The organism is Candidatus Omnitrophota bacterium, from assembly GCA_003598025.1.
In the GTDB taxonomy this organism is placed as follows: domain Bacteria; phylum Omnitrophota; class Gorgyraeia; order Gygaellales; family Profunditerraquicolaceae; genus Profunditerraquicola.
This window is the reverse complement of the sequence record QZKH01000009.1, coordinates 65262-84177: the sequence shown is the minus strand read 5'-3', so window position 1 is coordinate 84177 and position 18916 is coordinate 65262. Positions and strand designations below refer to the sequence as shown.

At 41.1% G+C, this 18916-nt stretch carries 31 protein-coding genes, 1 tRNA gene and 3 pseudogenes; 3 read left to right on the top strand and 32 right to left on the bottom strand.

Going from position 1 to position 18916, the window contains the following annotated elements; all coding sequences use genetic code 11:
- Positions 1-89: 89 nt before the first annotated feature.
- From C4533_07905 to C4533_07770, 28 genes are all read right to left on the bottom strand, one after another.
- On the bottom strand, positions 90-839 hold the full coding sequence (locus tag C4533_07905; GenBank protein RJP27374.1) for a hypothetical protein: 750 nt from the start codon (positions 837-839) through the stop codon (positions 90-92).
- Between the two features lie 25 nt (positions 840-864).
- Positions 865-1326, bottom strand: a complete 462-nt coding sequence (locus tag C4533_07900; GenBank protein ID RJP27373.1) for a hypothetical protein — start codon at positions 1324-1326, stop codon at positions 865-867.
- Positions 1327-1444: 118 nt separating this feature from the next.
- Positions 1445-1621 carry a DUF2934 domain-containing protein gene (locus C4533_07895; GenBank protein RJP27372.1) on the bottom strand — a complete coding sequence of 59 codons (177 nt, stop codon included), beginning with the start codon at positions 1619-1621 and terminating at the stop codon, positions 1445-1447.
- 79 nt (positions 1622-1700) lie between these two features.
- Positions 1701-1988 carry a hypothetical protein gene (locus C4533_07890; protein ID RJP27371.1) on the bottom strand — a complete coding sequence of 96 codons (288 nt, stop codon included), beginning with the start codon at positions 1986-1988 and terminating at the stop codon, positions 1701-1703.
- A 2-nt stretch (positions 1989-1990) separates the two neighbouring features.
- Complete coding sequence (locus tag C4533_07885) at positions 1991-2206, bottom strand: hypothetical protein (protein RJP27370.1); 216 nt, start codon at positions 2204-2206, stop codon at positions 1991-1993.
- A gap of 53 nt (positions 2207-2259) precedes the next feature.
- On the bottom strand, positions 2260-3612 hold the full coding sequence (gene mgtE, locus C4533_07880) for a magnesium transporter (protein ID RJP27369.1): 1353 nt from the start codon (positions 3610-3612) through the stop codon (positions 2260-2262).
- Positions 3613-3623: 11 nt separating this feature from the next.
- Positions 3624-4142 carry a nucleoside diphosphate kinase regulator gene (locus tag C4533_07875; GenBank protein ID RJP27368.1) on the bottom strand — a complete coding sequence of 173 codons (519 nt, stop codon included), beginning with the start codon at positions 4140-4142 and terminating at the stop codon, positions 3624-3626.
- Positions 4143-4178: 36 nt separating this feature from the next.
- Positions 4179-4610, bottom strand: coding sequence for a hypothetical protein (locus tag C4533_07870; GenBank protein ID RJP27367.1), 432 nt, complete (start codon positions 4608-4610; stop codon positions 4179-4181).
- Positions 4611-4633: 23 nt separating this feature from the next.
- Positions 4634-5305 carry a hypothetical protein gene (locus C4533_07865; GenBank protein RJP27366.1) on the bottom strand — a complete coding sequence of 224 codons (672 nt, stop codon included), beginning with the start codon at positions 5303-5305 and terminating at the stop codon, positions 4634-4636.
- A complete protein-coding gene (locus tag C4533_07860; protein RJP27365.1) occupies positions 5302-5493 on the bottom strand; it encodes a hypothetical protein in 192 nt (63 codons plus the stop codon). Before C4533_07860 ends, C4533_07865 begins: the two co-directional genes overlap by 4 nt.
- Before the next feature lie 13 nt (positions 5494-5506).
- The gene (locus C4533_07855) at positions 5507-6043 is read right to left on the bottom strand and encodes a DUF2179 domain-containing protein (GenBank protein RJP27364.1); all 537 of its coding nucleotides are present in this window, start codon (positions 6041-6043) and stop codon (positions 5507-5509) included.
- A 52-nt stretch (positions 6044-6095) separates the two neighbouring features.
- Positions 6096-6293: a hypothetical protein gene (locus C4533_07850; protein ID RJP27363.1), complete on the bottom strand. Its 198-nt coding sequence runs from the start codon at positions 6291-6293 to the stop codon at positions 6096-6098.
- Between the two features lie 51 nt (positions 6294-6344).
- Complete coding sequence (locus C4533_07845) at positions 6345-7073, bottom strand: response regulator (GenBank protein ID RJP27362.1); 729 nt, start codon at positions 7071-7073, stop codon at positions 6345-6347.
- A 197-nt stretch (positions 7074-7270) separates the two neighbouring features.
- The gene (locus C4533_07840; GenBank protein RJP27361.1) at positions 7271-8302 is read right to left on the bottom strand and encodes a HAMP domain-containing protein; all 1032 of its coding nucleotides are present in this window, start codon (positions 8300-8302) and stop codon (positions 7271-7273) included.
- Between the two features lie 2 nt (positions 8303-8304).
- Positions 8305-8973 carry a DNA-binding response regulator gene (locus tag C4533_07835; protein ID RJP27360.1) on the bottom strand — a complete coding sequence of 223 codons (669 nt, stop codon included), beginning with the start codon at positions 8971-8973 and terminating at the stop codon, positions 8305-8307.
- A 117-nt stretch (positions 8974-9090) separates the two neighbouring features.
- Positions 9091-9681 carry a hypothetical protein gene (locus tag C4533_07830; protein RJP27359.1) on the bottom strand — a complete coding sequence of 197 codons (591 nt, stop codon included), beginning with the start codon at positions 9679-9681 and terminating at the stop codon, positions 9091-9093.
- 14 nt (positions 9682-9695) lie between these two features.
- Complete coding sequence (locus C4533_07825) at positions 9696-9854, bottom strand: rubredoxin (protein RJP27358.1); 159 nt, start codon at positions 9852-9854, stop codon at positions 9696-9698.
- Between the two features lie 18 nt (positions 9855-9872).
- Positions 9873-10418 (bottom strand): hemerythrin, encoded by a 546-nt coding sequence (locus C4533_07820; protein RJP27357.1) that lies wholly within the window; start codon positions 10416-10418, stop codon positions 9873-9875.
- A 13-nt stretch (positions 10419-10431) separates the two neighbouring features.
- Complete coding sequence (locus tag C4533_07815; protein RJP27356.1) at positions 10432-10911, bottom strand: hypothetical protein; 480 nt, start codon at positions 10909-10911, stop codon at positions 10432-10434.
- A gap of 14 nt (positions 10912-10925) precedes the next feature.
- Positions 10926-11267, bottom strand: a complete 342-nt coding sequence (locus C4533_07810) for a DUF488 domain-containing protein (protein RJP27355.1) — start codon at positions 11265-11267, stop codon at positions 10926-10928.
- A gap of 48 nt (positions 11268-11315) precedes the next feature.
- Positions 11316-12764, bottom strand: a complete 1449-nt coding sequence (locus C4533_07805; GenBank protein RJP27354.1) for a potassium/proton antiporter — start codon at positions 12762-12764, stop codon at positions 11316-11318.
- Between the two features lie 409 nt (positions 12765-13173).
- The gene (locus C4533_07800) at positions 13174-13506 is read right to left on the bottom strand and encodes a hypothetical protein (GenBank protein RJP27353.1); all 333 of its coding nucleotides are present in this window, start codon (positions 13504-13506) and stop codon (positions 13174-13176) included.
- A gap of 108 nt (positions 13507-13614) precedes the next feature.
- Positions 13615-13797: a hypothetical protein gene (locus C4533_07795; GenBank protein ID RJP27352.1), complete on the bottom strand. Its 183-nt coding sequence runs from the start codon at positions 13795-13797 to the stop codon at positions 13615-13617.
- Positions 13781-14065, bottom strand: a complete 285-nt coding sequence (locus C4533_07790; protein ID RJP27351.1) for a hypothetical protein — start codon at positions 14063-14065, stop codon at positions 13781-13783. Before C4533_07790 ends, C4533_07795 begins: the two co-directional genes overlap by 17 nt.
- Positions 14066-14068: 3 nt before the next feature.
- A complete protein-coding gene (locus C4533_07785) occupies positions 14069-14272 on the bottom strand; it encodes a hypothetical protein (GenBank protein ID RJP27350.1) in 204 nt (67 codons plus the stop codon).
- Between the two features lie 18 nt (positions 14273-14290).
- Entirely contained in the window at positions 14291-14845 is a 555-nt protein-coding gene (locus C4533_07780) for a DUF1566 domain-containing protein (GenBank protein ID RJP27349.1), read from the bottom strand.
- 15 nt (positions 14846-14860) lie between these two features.
- Complete coding sequence (locus tag C4533_07775) at positions 14861-15151, bottom strand: hypothetical protein (protein ID RJP27348.1); 291 nt, start codon at positions 15149-15151, stop codon at positions 14861-14863.
- A 2-nt stretch (positions 15152-15153) separates the two neighbouring features.
- A complete protein-coding gene (locus C4533_07770) occupies positions 15154-16197 on the bottom strand; it encodes a radical SAM protein (protein RJP27347.1) in 1044 nt (347 codons plus the stop codon).
- A 30-nt stretch (positions 16198-16227) separates the two neighbouring features.
- Here C4533_07770 and C4533_07765 point away from each other — a divergent pair.
- From C4533_07765 to C4533_07755, 3 pseudogenes are all read left to right on the top strand, one after another.
- Positions 16228-16866: pseudogene (locus tag C4533_07765) on the top strand (recombinase family protein).
- A 9-nt stretch (positions 16867-16875) separates the two neighbouring features.
- Positions 16876-17217, top strand: a pseudogene (locus C4533_07760) (hypothetical protein).
- A gap of 90 nt (positions 17218-17307) precedes the next feature.
- A pseudogene (locus C4533_07755) lies at positions 17308-17442 on the top strand (hypothetical protein).
- A 156-nt stretch (positions 17443-17598) separates the two neighbouring features.
- On the opposite strand, the gene C4533_07750 reads toward C4533_07755, so the two are convergent.
- The 4 genes from C4533_07750 to C4533_07735 form a co-directional block, all read right to left on the bottom strand.
- Positions 17599-17823 carry a hypothetical protein gene (locus C4533_07750; protein RJP27346.1) on the bottom strand — a complete coding sequence of 75 codons (225 nt, stop codon included), beginning with the start codon at positions 17821-17823 and terminating at the stop codon, positions 17599-17601.
- Between the two features lie 183 nt (positions 17824-18006).
- Positions 18007-18081, bottom strand: a tRNA-Gln gene (locus tag C4533_07745).
- A 209-nt stretch (positions 18082-18290) separates the two neighbouring features.
- The gene (locus tag C4533_07740) at positions 18291-18716 is read right to left on the bottom strand and encodes a hypothetical protein (protein ID RJP27345.1); all 426 of its coding nucleotides are present in this window, start codon (positions 18714-18716) and stop codon (positions 18291-18293) included.
- Between the two features lie 18 nt (positions 18717-18734).
- Positions 18735-18914 (bottom strand): hypothetical protein, encoded by a 180-nt coding sequence (locus tag C4533_07735; GenBank protein RJP27344.1) that lies wholly within the window; start codon positions 18912-18914, stop codon positions 18735-18737.
- Positions 18915-18916 lie beyond the last annotated feature (2 nt).

Here is an 18916-nt window from a genome sequence, read left to right as displayed (position 1 = left end):
CCTAACACAAATGATTTAACATTATTACACTTTAGATAATACCAAGAATTTTTCTTATTAGCAATCAAGATTAATGCGCCGGATTATAGTTAGGTTAGTTTTTTAGCGAGCTTCTGAATACTGCTATCGGGGTGCTTGAGGAGTTTTTCTCTGTCGTAGGTAATAAAATCTGGGTGGAGCGATATCCGGTACTGCTTTGAGCCGTTGTTCTCTATAAACTTCTGGCCGTCCTTATCTAATAGACTTCCTTGCAAAGCCGTCCTAAGATTGCTGTAAATCTGGAATTTTTCGACATCCATAATGATATTGTCTGAACCCAGGCTATGCCTATGAACCCAACCCTCCTTTTTCTTTTTTAATTCTAGCACAAGGCGCAGGAATAATTTAAACATAGAGTCTCCGAGTTTTATTTTGTGGTTGTTTACTTCAATTTCATTACTCCGTTTCATTGGAATCGTGCCGGGTATATATATTTTATCATAGCATTTGTATTCAAAATATTTATAGTCCTTATTTTGCCTTTCGGTAAGCTCTCTAATAACAAGATCTGCGCCGATATCCGGCTTCAACATGCCGGAAATAATCTCCCCGAGTAATTTACAAATTCGGCTGTCAAATGTTCTATGAAAAATACTGCTCCGTTTCAAATGTTTTGTTAAAATACCGGATTCGCTATTTGATACAGGCGTAAAAATAATGAGAATGCTGTTATCATTACAAATATATTTTAAAGTAGAGAGCTTTAGAAGCTTCCCATTCCCAATATTAAGGATAAAAACCAACCCTATGCGCTTTCCGCTGCGGGTTTGATTTGCTATATAAAAATACCCTTTCCGCATTCTTTCACTTTATTGCGCGCCTGTTTTAACTTAATTCGTCTATCCATTTTTCTAAAGCCTCGGGGTCCCAAGCCAAGCGTTGCGTCGACCTGCATTCCAAAGCCTTAGGAGCTGTCGCTTTTTCGCAGCCTTCAAGAAACATACCACGAATATTCATCCACGCTTTACCAGGCAAAAGCGCATCTTTCATCTTATAAAAATTGTTGACTTCCCATTCAACCCATGCGTCTTTATAGGTTTCATTCCCCATTAAAACTACCAGCTTAGAACACTGCTCGAATTTCTTGATAATTTCTTCGCGCATTGGTTTTGAACGGCCTTCGTTTATCTGGCATATAATTAATTTTTCGCTGCCGTCCGGCGATACTTCTTTGCATAAATGGTCATGAGATTCAAAAACATGTTTCGTCTTATTTTTAAGCAAATCAAAAGCTTCAAGCTGTTTTTGGTCAGCGTGGTTAAAACTAACAAATACGGTTATTGCCATGGCCTCCGCTCCTTTACATTTAAACCCGGATAATGGCAACTCTGCTATTGCGTAGACAGCCTATTATAAGGCCTAAAATACAGGCCGCGGGTTATTTGCCCATACTGCTTTAATATTTTTATCTGCCCAAAACCTCTTTTTCCGCTTTAAGCCATATATCCCAATCCTTGCCTTGAGGTTTTCCTTCTTTTTCCCAAAGATAATATGCTTTCTTCTGCACCTCAACAAAGAACTTTTCAGATCCAACGGAGGTTTCTTTCTTATCGGTTGTAATTTTCTTTATTTTTGCAGCCATTAGACGCTCCTTTCTGTTATGTAATTACTATTAACCGCTATGCCTGAAATGCTTTTCGCTCACCTCCTTTCAATAAGACTTAATCTAATAAAGCAATACCCTTGGCCAGCAATTTTTTATCTTGGGTCTTTATAAAATCTATATTGATCTTATTTCCGGCTTTTATATCGTGAAGGCCAGCGTTTTTATTGCCATTTCCTATAATCAGTGTTTGGGTGTCTACAGTAAAAATTGTCTTTATATGCTTCGCCCTGTTTCCGCTAACCCTTATTTCCTCCGTAACTAATCTCTTGGCATTATTATCTACGCTCTTTACTTTAACCTCCAGTAATCTGTCAGAAATCCTTCCTTTACGTTTGCAGCCCATTTTTAGAATATTTTAGAAATAGACGTATCTTTAAGCCAAAGATTTGTTATGCCGTGATCATTTCTTAAGGTTAAAACTATATCTTCGCCATTGCCGTTATATTCATACTGCTCAATATAATTCCCCGTTGAAATTATCCTGATTTTCTCAATAATGCCGGTACACTCTCCGGAATATTTTATCGTGTCTCCTATGTTTAATATCACATTCCGGCTCATTTGGCATCCTCCTTAACTTTTTAAGCTTTCTAAGCTGGCCTTTAATCTTATTTTTAGATTCTCAGCAAAAACAAGAACTTATTTGCAATCCAGAAATATATTGTAATGCCCAAGATATCAATTATTGTTGTAAGTAAAGGCCCGCTCATCAGAGCGGGGTCTAATTTAATCTTTTTTAATATAATGGGGAGGCTGGCGCCTATCACTGCGGAAATGATAACCGTTAATCCCATAGAAAGCCCCACAGAAAAGCTCAAACCCCAGTTATATTCTTGAAAAAACACCCTTAATATGCACGCTAAGGCCAAAATGCCGCCTAATAAAATCCCCAGCATTGACTCTCTTAAAGCTACCCTGAGAAAATCGTTTATTTTTATCTCTCCCACCGCCAAACTCCTGATAACTATCGTCGAGGATTGGGTGCCTGCGTTACCGGCTGTATCAACAAGCATGGGGAGAAAAAAACTTAATGCAATCCATTTTTGTATAGTCAGCTGGAACTTTTGAAGAATAAAGCCCGACGCAGATCCCAAAATCACCAATAAGATAAGCCAAAAACTTCTTTTCCAAAGTATATTAAATAGGCCCGTCTCAAGATAAGGCTCTTCTATAGGGACAACTGCGGCAATTCTTTGGAAGTCTTCTGTGGCCTCCTCATCAATAACATCTACCAGATCATCAAAGGTTATTATCCCTAATAACTTCTCGTTATTATCTATAACCGGCAGGGCCAAAAGGTCATATTTTTTAAAAATGCCTAAAGCCTCTTCTTGATCCCGGTATACGTTAATCTTCTTCACATCTCTAAACATAATGTCTTTTATCAGCGCGCCAGCCTGGGCTAAAACTATTTTTTTAAGCGATACCACGCCTATTAATTTCCTTTCGGCGTTTAATACATAAGCGTGATAAATTGTTTCTGTTTTTAAGCCGATTTGTTTTATGTGCTCCAGGGCGGCTTCAACAGTCATGTCTTCATAAAGCTGCACAAAGTCCGGAGTCATCAGCCTTCCCACGGAATTATCGGGATAATTAAGTATCTGCTGTGCTATCTCTCTTTCCTCATAATAAAGATAGCTCATAAATTTTTTAACCAGCTCCGCGGGCATTTCTTCAAATAATCCAGTCCTGTCGTCAACCGACATTTCATTTAAGATTGTCCTGATTTCAGATGTGGTTAAATCCTCGAGCATTTTTTCCTGCTCCTCTACAGGAAAACTCATAAAGACTTCCACGGCGGTCTCGGGAGGAATCATGCGGAATACGATCATTTTCCAGGATGGATTAAAAAGATGAGAGATAAAATACGCTATGTCTTCCGGATGCTGCGGAATAATCTCCTTTAATTCGGAAAGTTTTCTTTGCGCTATCAGTTCTTCTGCTTTTTTAATAATTTTCTTATTCATATCGCCTGAGTTTAGAGTTGGTATTCTTTGGCCGCTTCCGGCTGATATACTATTTTCTTAATTTTAAGTTTTCTTAAACCTGCCGGGACTTTCCATTCAATAATATCTCCTACTTTATATCCCAATATTGCTGTGCCAATGGGAGCTAAAATAGAGATTTTGTTTTGCTCAATATCTGCGTCTTCGGGGTATACTAATTGATAAATTTCGTCTTTGCCTGTATCGGCATCCCTAAGGCAAACCTTTGAGTTCATCGTAACGATATCAGGCGGAATTTTGTCGGCATCAACTACAATTGCCCTGTTTAACTCGGCTTCAAGCTCTTCAATCCGCGCCCACTCCGTATCGTTCCTTGAGCTTTTTATTTTTCTTACTTCTTTAATTAATCCTAATTCATCCCGCGAGCTGAAGCTGTGCTCCAGCTCATCAAGAGAGCGCCTGTCAATCTCCTGCCTAGACCTTATATTTTTGGTTATTTCTGTGAGGCGGTCAAAATCCGGCTTTGTTATATAAATTTGTTTGTCTTTCATTGCTGCTCCTTCTCTATATTATTTTAGATTAGCTTTCTATTCTTTATATTGCTCGAGCTTTTTAATCCATAACTCTGATGTGGGTTGTATCTTTAATACTTGAACACTGTATTTTGATCCGTCGGATTCTTTTACTTCTACGGTATCTCCTTTCTTATGCCCCAGCAAAGCAATTCCTAAATTAGAAAGCACAGAAACTCTGCCCAGTTCTTTGCACTCAATTTTTGGAATGACAAATAAATATTCCTTTTCCTCCGCAGTTGATATATTTTTAAACCTTACTGCAGAATTAAGGTATACGATATCAGTGAGTCCGGGATAAGTATCATCAACTTTTTTTGCTTTATTTAACTTTTCTTTAACAAATAAAATGTGTTTTTTTGTTTGTCGATCAGGAAAACCCCCGGCCTCATAGCCAATTATTAACTCCTTCATTCTCCTGTAGTCGCTTTTTTTAATTATACACATTTAGCTTAACTCATTCTTAATCCTTATGCGCTAATTTCCGCAATATTGACTGTGTGCGCAGCGATATCACCTACACTCTGGATAATAAATAATAAAATGGTTTCGCCTCTTTCCGTTGTTTCTGCTTTTTTATTTGTTTCTATTAAATCGTCCTGCATGCGGCTGCATATCTTTTTTAACTCCAGGCTTGCTAAAATAGTCTTCTTAGCTAACCCTGCGTCTTGTTTTAAAAAAGCAATAACCGAATCCCAGACAATATTTTGAAAAATTTTAGCAAATTGAGAAATATTGATTTTATACCTCTCGGGGATATCTGTATTTAAACTTAATAGGCTTTCCGCAATACCAGCGGTTAAGTCTCCAATTTGTTTTAATTCAATATTAACGCTTATGCTTGAAGAGATGAATGTTAAGACGCTGCCCTCGGGCTGATACTGTTTAATGATATTAGTAAGATATTCCCCGGAGGCGACGCAAAGAGCTCCTATTTTTTTGTTATTATCTATTATCTCTCGTATCTTCCCGGCATCAAAACGCATCAGGATGCTGGATGTTTTGCTTATGGCTTCCTGCGTTAAACGGCAGCTTTTAAGCAAGTCATCATTTAATTTCTTAAGATCTCTTTCAATGTCCATTATTGAAATATCCCTCATAACCATCCAATGCTTTTGCAATAACCAGGCTAAAATATTCATGCCTCATTACTTTTCGATCCCCGCACTGACTTGATAATAATAGGCCTCATTTCTAATTGATAGAATGGGCAATCCATAAATTTCCCCACACAATACTGCTTTTTGCGTTTGATGCTGGGGCGGAATAATCCGTCTCCGTAACATCCGCAATAACCAATCGGCCTTGTAGCAACAAAATAAGGGCACATGACTCATTTCCTCTTATATTGCAGGGCTAAGACGCGCTGCCGTCCTTACATCCCCTATGGTATAAAATGCATCGGGGTCAAATTTCTTTATAATATCTAATGTCCGGTCCAATAACTTGCGCCGCACAATTATAAAAATAATCTTTACAGGGCCGGATGTCCCCTGTGCGTCGATTGTAGTTGCGCCGTAACCATTTGCGCGGAAATACGTTAATAAGCCAGCCGGATCCTTGCCTGTTATGAATTGAACCGCTAAATTCCCTATAGCTATCCTTTTTTCTATGGTGATGCCGACAAAAGTCCCCATGCTGAATCCGGCCGCAAAAGCAATATAATTTATGGGGTTATTTAAATTCTGCATTATTTGGGTGATGGCAATGAGCCAAATTAACATTTCAAAAAACCCTATAATTGCAGCAAGCGCCCTTATCCCCCTCGTAACAAAAATAATCCTCATTGCCGCCATGCTTACATCAGCCGCCCGGGCCAAAAAAATCAAGAGAGGGATGGTTATTTGAATAAAAATGTTTTGCGGGATATAAAACTGCATACCAAAAATTCTCCTTAAATTCCTTTATTTTTTGGCGCTGATTTTTCCTGATTCAATCAGATACTGCCAACTGGCCGTTTTCTTGAACCGTCGGCTCCAAGTTTGATACTGTTTCTATTTTAAAATACGGACAATCCCTGAACCTGCTGAAACAAAAATCATGCCTTCTTTGAAGGCTCGGGCAAAATAACCTTCCGGGATAACAAGCGCATAAACTCTGGAGTTTTGAATAAATAAAATATGGGCACATAATTAACCTCCTTCATCCCCTTGGCGTTTTGCTTCCAGGGGCAATTGTTAGTTATGCGGGACAATCTGTATGTATCAGCTTTTCGATCTTCTGGATTAGCCCTGAGGCATCCTCTGATTTATCGTAATACTCATCGGCATTAGGAAGGAAGAATTGTTGGTCATTTTGATTAAAAACGCTGGCGACTAATATTTTTATGCCCGGGAACTCTTTTTTTATCTGCTCATAAATTTCAAACCCGCTTTGTTTGGGCATGGCAAGGTCAAGAATTACTAAGGCGATTTCATTGCTTTTCCTTAATATATCTAAACCAGCATTGCCGTCATGGGCTTCAATGATGCGGTAGCCGTATTCCTCTAAATAGTGGCGGTATATCTTCCTGATACGAGGCTCATCGTCAATCACCAATATGCTTTTTTGCTGTTTTATACTACGTTCGGCTTTCTTGACTTTTTCCAGCAGCAAATCCAGGCCTTGCGATTTATCATAGTAATCCGCAGCACCCTCAATCATTTTCTTTTGCTCGTCAAGAGGATAAACGCTTGCGACGATTACTTTAACTTTCTTATAAGATCTCTGCATCATATCGTAAAAAATACTGCCGTAAACCTGCGGCATTTTTATATCCAGGAGCATTATATCTACGGATTCTCTGTTTAATATATAGGATGCCTGGATGGCATCAGGAGCCTCAATAACCTCAAAGCCTTCATTTTTAAGCATTATGTTATACATCCGCCTTACTTTCTCTTCATCCTCAACAATAAGAATTTTTGTCATTTTAGCTCCTTTAAATGAGCGGGCGGCTGCAGAGTTAAACTACATTTCTTAATAAACCTCCACAGCCACCCAAATTTTCTTTTTTTCTTTTTATCCTGCCATAAGTATAACTTATGACGGATTAAAGAAACGTTAAAAAGAAATTAAAATTTTTAATAATTAGCTGTTCGAAAAATGGGGGAAGAATTTAAGATTTGTTAATTAAGAAGAGGGATGGAAACGGTAAAATTAGAGCCTTGCCCCGCACGGCTGGTTACCGAAATTTCACCGTTATGCAGTTCGGCTATTGATTGGGCGATGCTCAAACCTAATCCGCTGCTGGGAGAATTGTCTTTAGTCTTTCCTTCGATACGGAAAAACTTTTCAAAAAGTTTTGGCATATTCTCTTCTTCAATGCCAATTCCTGTATCCACGATAGAAACAATGGCTTTTTGGTTTTCGTATTTTAAACTTATACCGATGCTGCCGTTATCGGGGGTAAATTTTATCGCATTATCTATTAGATTTAAAAATAAACGCCTCAAGTGTAGCTCATCCGCACTCACCATACCTGCTTCTTCCGGAATATCAGCATTTACCGTTATCTTCTTTTGGGAGGCCAAAATCTTTGCCTGTTCGTATATTATTCGGATAAATTGGGTTAAATCAATCTGTTCGAATTTCAAAACACCAGGCTGGTAATTCATTTTGGTCAACAGCAGTAAATCTTCAATAATTTTAAGCATTCTCTTGGTTTCTTCCAGACTGACGCTGATGACTCTTTTATATTCTTCTTTATCTCTCTCCTTTTTTAAGGCAAACTCCGACTCTCCTCTAATGATGGCGATAGGAGTCTTTAGTTCATGGGCGATATATGAACTCGAATCTGTTATATACTCAAATGATTCTCCCAGGCGCGAAACCATTCCGTTAAAGGCCTCTATTAATAAACGCAACTCTTCATCAACATTCTCTGCTTTGACTCTCAGGCTTAAATCTTCATGTGTAATATTATTAGCAGTATCGGTAATTTCTTTAATTGGCCTTAAAATCCTTACAACAATCACCCGGCCGATAAAATACCCGAATAATAAAGTTATTGGGATAGGAATTAATATATAAAGCAGCTTATTGCCTTTTAGTGTATCCGAGGGAACAATAAATAAGAAAGCAATATATAAAGATAATAAAACCCCTAATATGGATGCGTATAATATGCTGATTTTTAATTTAATGGTTTTAGCGCGCATAATTATTCCCTTAAAACATACCCTTTGCCGTGGATGGTATGGATAAGCTGCTTTTTGTGCCCTTTATCAATCTTATTGCGCAAAAAATTCATATACACATCAATTACATTCGTGAAACTGTCAAAATCCTCATGCCATACGTGCTCAGAAATCATAGTCCTGGTGACGACATGAGTAGCATTAAGCATAAGGTATTCCAAAAGGGCAAACTCTTTGCTGGTTAACTGGATTTCTTTTCCAGACCTGGTAACTTTATGCCTGAGCTGATCCATTTCCAGGTCGGCAATCTTAAGAATGCCGGTTTTATCCTGCTTATTTCTTCTCAATAGCGCGCTGATTCTGGCTAACAGCTCTTCAAAAGCAAACGGCTTAGCCAGATAATCATCGGCGCCGGAATTTAATCCTAAAACTTTATCCCTTACCTTGTCTTTTGAGGTAAGCATCAAAATAGGCACATTTATTTTTTTGCTTCTGAGTTCTCTGCATACAGTAATACCGTCTTTAACCGGCAAAATGACGTCAAGGATTATGAGATCGTATGGGTTAATTTCAGCCTGAAATAAAGCCTTCTCTCCGTCGTTGGCTACGTCAACCACATAATCCTCTTCTTTCAGGCCACGCTGGATAAAACTGGCCATCTTAATTTCGTCTTCTACTAATAAAATTCTCAACTTCTGCTCCTCTTTAAAAATTTTAATTGTTTTTGAATAAATAGGGCGTTATTTCCAAGACTATACTAATGCTTGCAGAAAGACTAAATATTTTTGTTCGCTAGGAAGAAACGGAAGTTATTCTTCATGATTATGGCCTTCCTTGCCCCCTATCATATCGTGCAATCCTTCTACGTAATGCACGTATTCGACATAGGCTTCCACATATTCACGCCCTGCCTCGACGCTTTCATCTTTATGTTTCCTCAATTCAAACGCACGCTCGAAGCGTTCCTTAACGCCGCTCGTAAGATGTGTTGCCATTTCTTGGGTCAAAGCATCAATTGAGCCGGTTTCCAATGCTTTATCCGCTCCGGCGATAATAGCTTCAACAGTACCGCTTGGCTTAAGTCCGGTAAAAGACGCGCCTTCCCCTGCGCGATGAATACGCACCAGCGTCTCGAAGAATTTTATATCAGCGGCATCTTTATTAGACTTGCGCTCGGCTAACGTCTTATCGAAAACAACGCGTATCTCTTGCTCAGCGTCTTTTTTGACCCATTTTAGCACCGGCGTAACATCGCCTTTCTCTAAAGCTGTGCGCGCATCCTGAATCACAGGGCCATCCAAAGTGTCGCAGTGAGCAAATAGTTTACCTTGTCCTATAAACATGACCGTTGCTGCGGTAAGCAGAAATAAGAAAAATATATTTATCTTTATGTTCTTCACGCTGTCATCTCCTTTTAAATTTTATCAAACATGCTCTTAGGTACGCCGCATTCAGGACAAATCCAATCATCCGGCAAATCCTCGAATTTTGTCCCCGGCTTAATCCCTTGTGTGGGGTCGCCAACAGCTGGGTCATAAATATATGGGCAGGCTCGGCATTGATATTTATCCATATGAATAGTCCTCCTTTTTCAATCTAAATAGATTTCTTTAAGCTGATGCAGCAATACGTGAAATTCTTCGTGCTTACCGAGACCGATTCGCTCAACTTCTAATTTCTCAAATTCTTCTTCAAGCTCGGCCTGCTTTGCTTGTAATAATACTTTATCCGCTAGGGGAAAGAGTATATTATCTTCTTTTTCGATATGCTTTACGAGGAGCGCAATATATTTTTTTGCATTCTCTGCAATCCTGGCTGAGGCTTGACGATCGCATCTTTTCAGCTTATCGAACGCTTCGCTCATGCCTTTAATATACCCTCGGCCTTCCACGTGTTCAAGAAGTGTGAATTTAATGGCACCTTCTTCTTTCGGAACTCCTGCTTCTACCATTGCAGGCAAAAGCAAATCTTCCTCTTTGCCATGATGGCATTTATCTACGAAGACTTTCAAAAATTCTAATATCCTGGTAAAATGCTCCCGATTTATTTCATCGGGTTCAACACAAACTTTATCCAAAATCACTAACATTAGTTTTACGCCTCTATGCTCTGTTTTTAACTGTTCCGTTGGCTTCATTTTGTCTCCTTGCTCACTTTTGTGTTTTCTTGATATCCGTCAGCTTTAAAAAATGGCCTCTCTCTTCTTCAATTATTTTCTCTAGCGTATCTTTTTGATAATCTGGAATGAAGCGCTTGATTTCTTGATAGTAATTGATGGAGTCAAGTTCGACTTCTATGCCAAACTGAATGGCTTCTTTTGTGTTTTTTACCTTCTTTGACATAAGTTCGCCTGTTTTCTCCTTGCTAAAAACATGCTCATCGGCAAAGGCGTGTAAATACGCCTCGTATTCCCCGGGATAACTGTCTACCATTTCGTATTGTTCGGATTTAGAAAGCATTTCTTCGAAGGTTTTACGGTGCCGTTCGTCTTCGTCCGCCAGAAAGCTAAAGATATCCTGCAGTTCTTGAATTCTGAATCTTTTGATCATCCCGCGGTAAAAAATTATACCGTTTTCTTCAATGCGTATAGCTGTCTTTAAAATCTCTGCCGCCTTAAACATTTCCGGCATAGCATGCTCCTTTACTATTGCGTTTCAACATATTCTTTTAATGCCTGTGCATTATTATGTTGTTCGTCCTTAGCGGCGTATAATAGCGTCACGTCGCCTTTCGCTCTCTTCTTAATTTCACCAATAAGGGCTTTTTTATTCTTGAGTTCAAGAAAATACTTCTGTTTAAATACAGCCCATTTTGCTGTATCATGGGCAAACCATTTTCTTAAGCTGTCGCTTGGGGCAATGTCTTTCAGCCAAAGGTTAATTTTTGCCTTTTCTTTACTCACGCCCCTAGGCCACAGTCTATCCACGAGGATTCTAAAACCATCGTCTCCTGCTGGCATGTTGTAAATTCTTTTTATTTTTATCATTTTTTTCAACCTTTTAAGAACATCTTACGCTTTTTTACTGCTCTTAAACTATGCCAACTCCTGTTGAAAGGCCAAAAGATCTCCTGTGTTTGCAAGCACAAGCAAAACATCACCGCCTTCTATAATCGTAGGTCCGGCAGGAATAATGAATTTATCGTTTCTGGAAATAAGCATAATGAGACACTTTTCGGGAACATTCAAATCACGGATCATCTTACCTACTGCCCCTGAATTATACGGGACAATTATATCCGTCAATTCAGCATCAATGCCTTCTGTTTTTTCAAATTCAATAGGATAACGCGTTTTATTAGGCCAGGGAAGGTCCAGTTTCAATATTTTAGCGACAATCGGAATAGATGTCCCCTGGATAAGAACCGAGGCGATAACAATAAAGAAGACAATATTAAAAATAATGTCCGCCTGCGCGATGCCCGCCATAAAAGGAAATGTCGCCAAGATAATCGGAACCGAACCCCTTAGGCCAACCCATGCGACCATGGCTTTTTTGCGCATATTCATTTTAAACGGTAACAGACAAAGTAATACACTGACAGGCCGGGCAATCGCCATAAGAAGAAACGTCAATAACAATCCCTGTCCTATCAACGGAATGATATGAGAAGGAAAAACGAGCAGGCCCAATGTTATAAACATCGCGATTTGCATCAGCCATGCCAGGCCGTCATGAAATCTTATAATCATCCTCTTATTCGGAAAGTCTGCCTGGCCAAGCATCAGGCCCGCAACATACACCGCCAGTATCCCATTACCTTTCAGGAAAACAGCGATTACATAAGTCAAAAGGACCAAAGAAATAACCACGGCCGGATACAGCCCTTCGTAGTACAATTTCAGGCGGTTAATGGAAAATACGATGACTTTGGCCATCAAATATCCTATAACCGCGCCCATGCCCATGTCCAGAAAAAACCTAGGAATCAAAGCAGCGATACCCATATTCTTGGCAATCAGGATAGTAAGAAAACCAACAGTCAAAAATACCGCCATCGGATCATTGCTGCCGGATTCAAATTCAAGTAATGGCTTCAGGGGCTGTTTTAAGCTTATTCGTTTTGACCTTAAGATACTAAATACTGCTGCGGCATCAGTGGAGGAAACAATGGAGCCGAGAAGCATTCCTTGAAGCAGAGAAAATTTAAAGATATATACGGCAAAAAAACCTGTTATGACTGCGGTCAGCAAAACTCCTAGGGTGGAAAGAATAATTCCCGGCCAAACTATCGGCTTAGTATCTTTCCAGTTAGTATCAAGGCCGCCGGAAAAAATGATAAAAATAAGGGCGATGACTCCGATGGATTTAGCTAACCGCGCATTATCAAAATAAATCCTGCCGATCCCTTCCGATCCGGCGAGAATCCCGATTACCAAGAATAGCAACAAAGCAGGTATAGCGAACCTGTCCGAAAGCTTGCTTGAGACAGCGCTCACGAATATCAACACCGCAACCCATAATAAAATAATCTCAAGCTCCATAATAAACCTACTCCTTATGACTGTTTATTTTATATTTTTTGATTCCAGCTACAATACAGGCTTTCTGCGATCATTCTCAATTAAATCCCTGATAATGGAAACAATTGAGTAACGCTTCTTTTGTTTCTGCAATTGAAGAGATTTTTCTTTTAAATAGAAATATTGGCCTTCGGTAATCTCAATGGTAGTTTTCTTCATTTTTTTAGCCATAGAATAACTCCTCGGGGCTTCAAAAGATGTTAAGAAACCATATTCCCATATTTACAGTTATTTTTTGCCATTATACCATTTTTTTTAGTGTAATGCCATTTAAAAATAAAAAACCCGCCGGTTAAATTAACCGGAGGGTTTTTATTTTAGTGTTTTAAAGAGTCAAGGGGATCGCAGAAATAGCTAACAGGGTATTTCTTTAGAAATCTACCCTTATACCGGCCTTAGCGCCTACACCCTTGCGGTCGTCAGATTCAGCAAAACCATATCCCTCTGCGAACGGTCTGACTTCAATCTTAGATTTCTTTTCCTCTTTTTTCTGATCTACCGTCACCTGGGCGCCAGGCTGAGCAATAATATGAGTGACCTGCTTGGTAGTCTGCGTAGGCATAAAGAATGCCCGATAAATCGTAAGGCCCACAAAACTTATCAGCGCAATACCGGCTGCGTAGCGTAAAGTCTTAACCCACGGCAAAAACTGAAAAAAGCTCTCAGCGAATTTAAGTAGGCTAAATTTTTCGCTTTCCGCCATCCTGCACCTTGCCTTTCAGCCAAAGATAGAAAAACATTCCCAATCCGCCGACGATATTCCCCAGAGTAAAAGCTATAAGCACCTTCATGTTTTCACCTCCCCTTTTAGCTATTTAAGCTCGGCTCTTTCCAGTATGCCAACAATAATATTCAGATCTTTTATAAGGCCCTGCTTAATCAGCTCATTCATTTTTAACTTATAAAGCAGACTCTTGTGATCCCGAATAACTAAAGCAAGCTGCCGATACTCATGCAGGTCAAATTCAAGCCTTACTTTACTGATTTCTTTCATCTCGGCTTTTTACCTTTAAATCGTTTCTCAAGTCATCGATTGCCTTCAAGATTTGACCGTTTTCTTTTTCAGAGAATTTGCAGTGCAAGTCAAATTCTGCCTTAGAGACGAATTGAGATCTCGGAGCATGAATCTGGTCGTTGGCCAGATGCTGGAATACTCTATCTTCAAGCCGGCTGAGCTGCATAGTGATATTGCCCAGCATAAAGATGGCAATCGTAACTAGTACCGGCGTTATGAATTTTGTCCAGCCTTTATTATTTTCCATCGCTCACTTTGCCTTCTTGCTTGCCGTTATTTGACTGAGGTCATCGTCAATTAAAGAGATATGCCGGTCAATCCGCTGCCTCTCCCTTGTAAGAAAATCTTTGTATCTTTCCAGGTCCTCCTGGGTCTGCTCGGAAACCTTCCCTCCGGGGTATTTGGTTATTTTCTTTCCGTCTTTGAATTCAACAGTAATTTTTTCGCCTGCCATTTTTATATCCTCCGTTTCTTAAGCCTGCCCGCCTCTTACAGGTCTGACATAACACATATCCCAGGGTTTTCCCCAGGTAGTCTTATAGCCGTCATAGGGATACATTGCCCACGCGCCGTCTATCCAAGACGCGCTTGAAGTTGAGGACCAGCAAGGAGTCCAGGTATCCGAAAACGGCGTAAAAAAGAGCGGGTCAAATGCCGGGTCATATCTGGAGTGATCCACAATAGACATCAGCTCGTTTATATTCGGAAGCCTCCAGTCGTTGTGTCCGGCAAAGTCAAGATTCTCGCAGGCATTGATTGCGTCATACCAGTACATAGGAGAACCTAATCCTGCCTCCTGCGGATTTTTTATCCACATAAGACCCGTGGCCAAATCGACTACCGTACCATCTGCGTTGTCAATAAACCTTGCTTCTCCGCCGAGAGGATAGCCCATCTGGTATGAGCCGTCGTCTCCGGGCTGATAAATCATGCTCTGGCCGGTCTTAGGAAGGCCTCCGTCGGAATTTATCTCATAGGCCCTTTTAAGTATTCTGCTTGCCTTTCTGTGTTTAAGATGCAGCTGCATATTTAACGCCTCCTTTCAAGCCTCGTAAGTTACGGTGAGTTTGCCCGGGTCGTCTCCTGACTTAACCACCCTAAAATCCTTAATATGATAAATTGACGGCAGCTCCACAATGTCTCCATCTTCTAAAAGCGCTCCGGATGACGGCGTAGGGTTTTGGCCGTTGACAAAATATCTCATCGGCCCGCCTTCGGCATGGATAAGCGCAAAAGAAGCTGACTCGCCGCTGCCCGGATTGTATACTGCCGGATTTAAGCTCTTTACTATATCCTCAACCGTTATCTCCTCGTGATTTATAACTTTGCCCATGGTTAAACCCCTCCTTTTATCTTGAGCAGTCTTAAGATTTCCTCATTCTGCCTGGCAACATCCACCAGGACATTGCCTATTTTATAAAGCATCCGCTCCCTGCGGTCAGCTAACTCAACCGGCAGATATCCTAATGCCTGATTGTTTTCCACAGCGCAGAGCTTGCAGTATTTTGCTAAAGGCGCGTTTAATTCCTGGTTGACCTTAAAGTGCGTAATAATGCAGCTGTGGCAGGTTCTGGAGTGCCTGCAGTTTTTCCAGCAGCCGGTGTATTCCTTGTCTATATTTAAAAAGATTCCCCTGATAAAAGGAATCTCGTCAAAGATACTTCCCAGCTTAAAGAGCCTGGCGCTTGCTGCACGGTGGCAGGGGTAAACATCTCCGTTGTCTAATACGGCAATGTAGCTTTTGCCTGCCTGGCAGTATTCCTTCTCTGCAGGGATTTCATCGTTAAGGACTTTGAGGGGCTTATCAATGAAAGCGATCTCAAGAGGGATATCCTGCCTTTTGCAGTACCTGCGGTAATGATAAACCTGAGCTAATTGATACTGGTACTGCTGGACTGCTTCTTCTGTCCAGTCCTCTTCCATCACCGCATGGTGTGTAATCTTGGCAACGCCAAGCTCATGAAGATACTGGATATTAATAGCCAGCCTGCCTACTGTCTTAGGTGTGAAAGTCATGCGCACGCTCATATCCGGCTTTAGCTTTAAAATCTTCTTCATATTTTCAATGATAAGCGCGTGGTCTCCGTGCCGGTATTCTTCCTGGGTAATTTTATCTCCGTCGCAGCTGACCTGAATGGCCATGCCAAGCTCGGCAAATTTCTTAAAGACGTCCTCATCAAAGAACATGCCGTTCGTTGAAAAAGCCAGCGCGCCGGTAGAAGCTACAAAAGAGCCTGAAGCCGGCAAATCAGCCGCCAAAGAGTCGTCGCGCCATGAGCTGATGCTTAAAGCCAAAGAGCGCGGCATCAAAAACTTCCGGGTAATCAACAAAGAAGAGCTTGTTGAGATCCTCAAGGAAGGCACAACCCAGGAGCGCATCAACGAGATCGTCTCCGGGGCAGTGGCCAGATGGAAGGCTGGCTGGGGAAAAGGCAAAAAGCAGAAGGCCCAGGCATAACTGTTTTAGCGCCGCCAGGCAGAAGGAGATCTTCTGCCTGGCGTATGCCTGCATTAAAATGTGGTAGGAATTCTATGATTATGAATGCCAAAACAAATAATGCAAATAACAAAAAACGCTATGTAATCTATACCCGCTGCTCTACTGATGACCAGGCCCAGGGAGATTTTACCACCCTGGATTCCCAGGCCTATCACTGCAAGAATCTGCTGGACGCTTTTGGATATGACCTTGCCAAGATAGGCAAAAAAGGCCGAATAGACGATGACGGATATTCCGGCAAGGATCTCAACCGGCCCGGCATCCAGATGATTATCGACCGCGTGCGTAGAGAAACCGCCCCATTTGACGGAATAATCTTCTTCCGCCTTGACCGCTTGACCCGCAATACCCGGGACCTCTACTGGCTTATTGATCTATTCAGAGAAAAGGAAATCGATTTCGTCTCGGTAAGAGAAAACTTGGACAGCTCAACCGCCATAGGTAGAGTAGTAATTGGCATACTTGGGATTTTGTCAGCCTTTGAGCGGGAGCTCACCGGCGAGCGCGTGAAAGCATCCGCTATTGCCAGAGTGCGCCAGGGCAAATGGGTCGGCGGGATGCTGCCTTATGGATATAAGCTTATACCAGACGGAGAGCCGCTTCCTAACGGCCGCCAGCCGCATAAAATTGTTCCTGATGAAAAAATAACTACGCATCTTAAAATCATCTGGGAGATGGCCGCGGATAACCGGTCGCTTACGCAGGTAGGCCTTGAGCTTCACAGGCGCGGGCTAAAAACTCTAAACGGCAAGGAATGGCGCAGGCAGGTTATTTCAAGGATATTAAAAAATCCTTTTTACAAAGGCTATATTCAATACAGCGGAGAATACCACAAAGGCAATCACCCGGCGATTGTCGATGAGAAGCTCTGGGAGCGGGCCAACAAAATATTGAGCGCCAAGCTTCCCGGCCACAACTTTGTGCAGAAAGAAAGATTCTATGAATACCTCCTCGCCGGTATTCTCCGATGCGGCGACTGCGGAAGCCATATGGTCTGCAATTTTTCAGGCGGTAGAGACAGAAGAAAGTTTTTTTATTATGAGTGCAGCCGCTCCAAGCAGGCTCTGGGATGCAAAGCAACACGCATCTCCGCAACTACTTTTGACAAAGCTATAATCGACTATTTTAGGCGGGCATCTGAGGACAAGGGCATTATCATAAAGGCCCTGGGAGACGCCATGCTTGAGTCGCAGGCAAAGCTTGAAAAGATAGAGACCGACTTAAAAGAAAGAGAGACAAAGCTAAACGGCTTCCGCTTCCAAGCCAATAAACTGCTGGAATTAGCCATGGGCAACACAGTCACCAAAGGCTCCACTTATAAAGACAAAATGAATGAGTTGGAAATGGAGATTGCAAAACTGGAAGACGAAATAGACAAGCTGCAGGCGCAAAAGAGAGTTGCCAGCATAAACGCCTGTTCCGGCGAGCTCGTATACCGCAGCATGAACTTTGCCATACAGCACCTTGAAGACGCCCCTCCGGAAGCCCAGAAAAGCCTTATACATGCCCTGATCAAGGACATTTACGTCTATAGCGACAGGCTGGTAATCAATATGTATATCGAAGAGCCGCTTGAAGGCATCCTCCCTAGCGAAATAGCCTCTACAAAGGAAAAGCGCCCTACAGAAGACTGTAAGGCGCTTGTTCCCACTGCATCACTATCCGGAGTTTCGGATAGTTGTCAACAATGGCTGCCCCGCTTGGACTCGAACCAAGATAGTCAGATCCAGAATCTGAAGTCCTACCGATTAGACGACAGGGCAAAGCATTTCAATTTTCAAGTCCTACCGTCCCGCCAGAAAACGGCGGGATTTCGCTGTATCAAATTTATAGTGCTCGAATTAGACGACAGGGCAATAATTGATGGTTAATTATATACCGGGTAAAACCTGTTTTCAATCAAAAAATGCCGCGGACAGGCATTAACCAGTTGTATTAGAGAAACCTATACAAAATGCAAAATAATCGTAGTTTATTTCAATTGTTTTTTTACGTCGGGGCGGGTAAGGAAAACTACAAGCATCAGCCAGAAAATATAGAGGCCAAGCTTTCTTATGCTAAAGGTAGCATAAATAAGCGTTGAGAATCCGGAAACCCCGTACCACCCGGATATGGTCATATTTGTAAAATCCGTGACTAATCCCAAACTAAGGAAAAAGATGCATGAATAAAGCATCAACTTCTGTGCCCAACGGCGAATATCAAATATAAAAACAGAAGCTATAAATCCGGCGAGGCTGACTAATAAACAAAGCCCGTACCTTAATATGACAAACCATGGATTCTCCCTGGTAGGGAAAAAGAAAAGAAAAAACAAAAAACTATATCCAAAAAACACTACAGATATCAATGATGCAAGAGATAATCCAATCGATCTTTGCTTGTTTATTTTTTTCATATGTGAAACCGTAAAAATTTACCAGAGATTTTCTTTAAGCCAGTTATCAGCTTTCTTTAAACCTTCCCAATCTTTCTTTGCCCCTTCTTTAGCGCCTTCGTAAGCTCCCTTGGATGAATTAAACAATGTATGGCAGCCGCTCAACATAAGCATGACAGGCAATAACAATAATAACAGACTTGCTTTTTTTACAGACATTT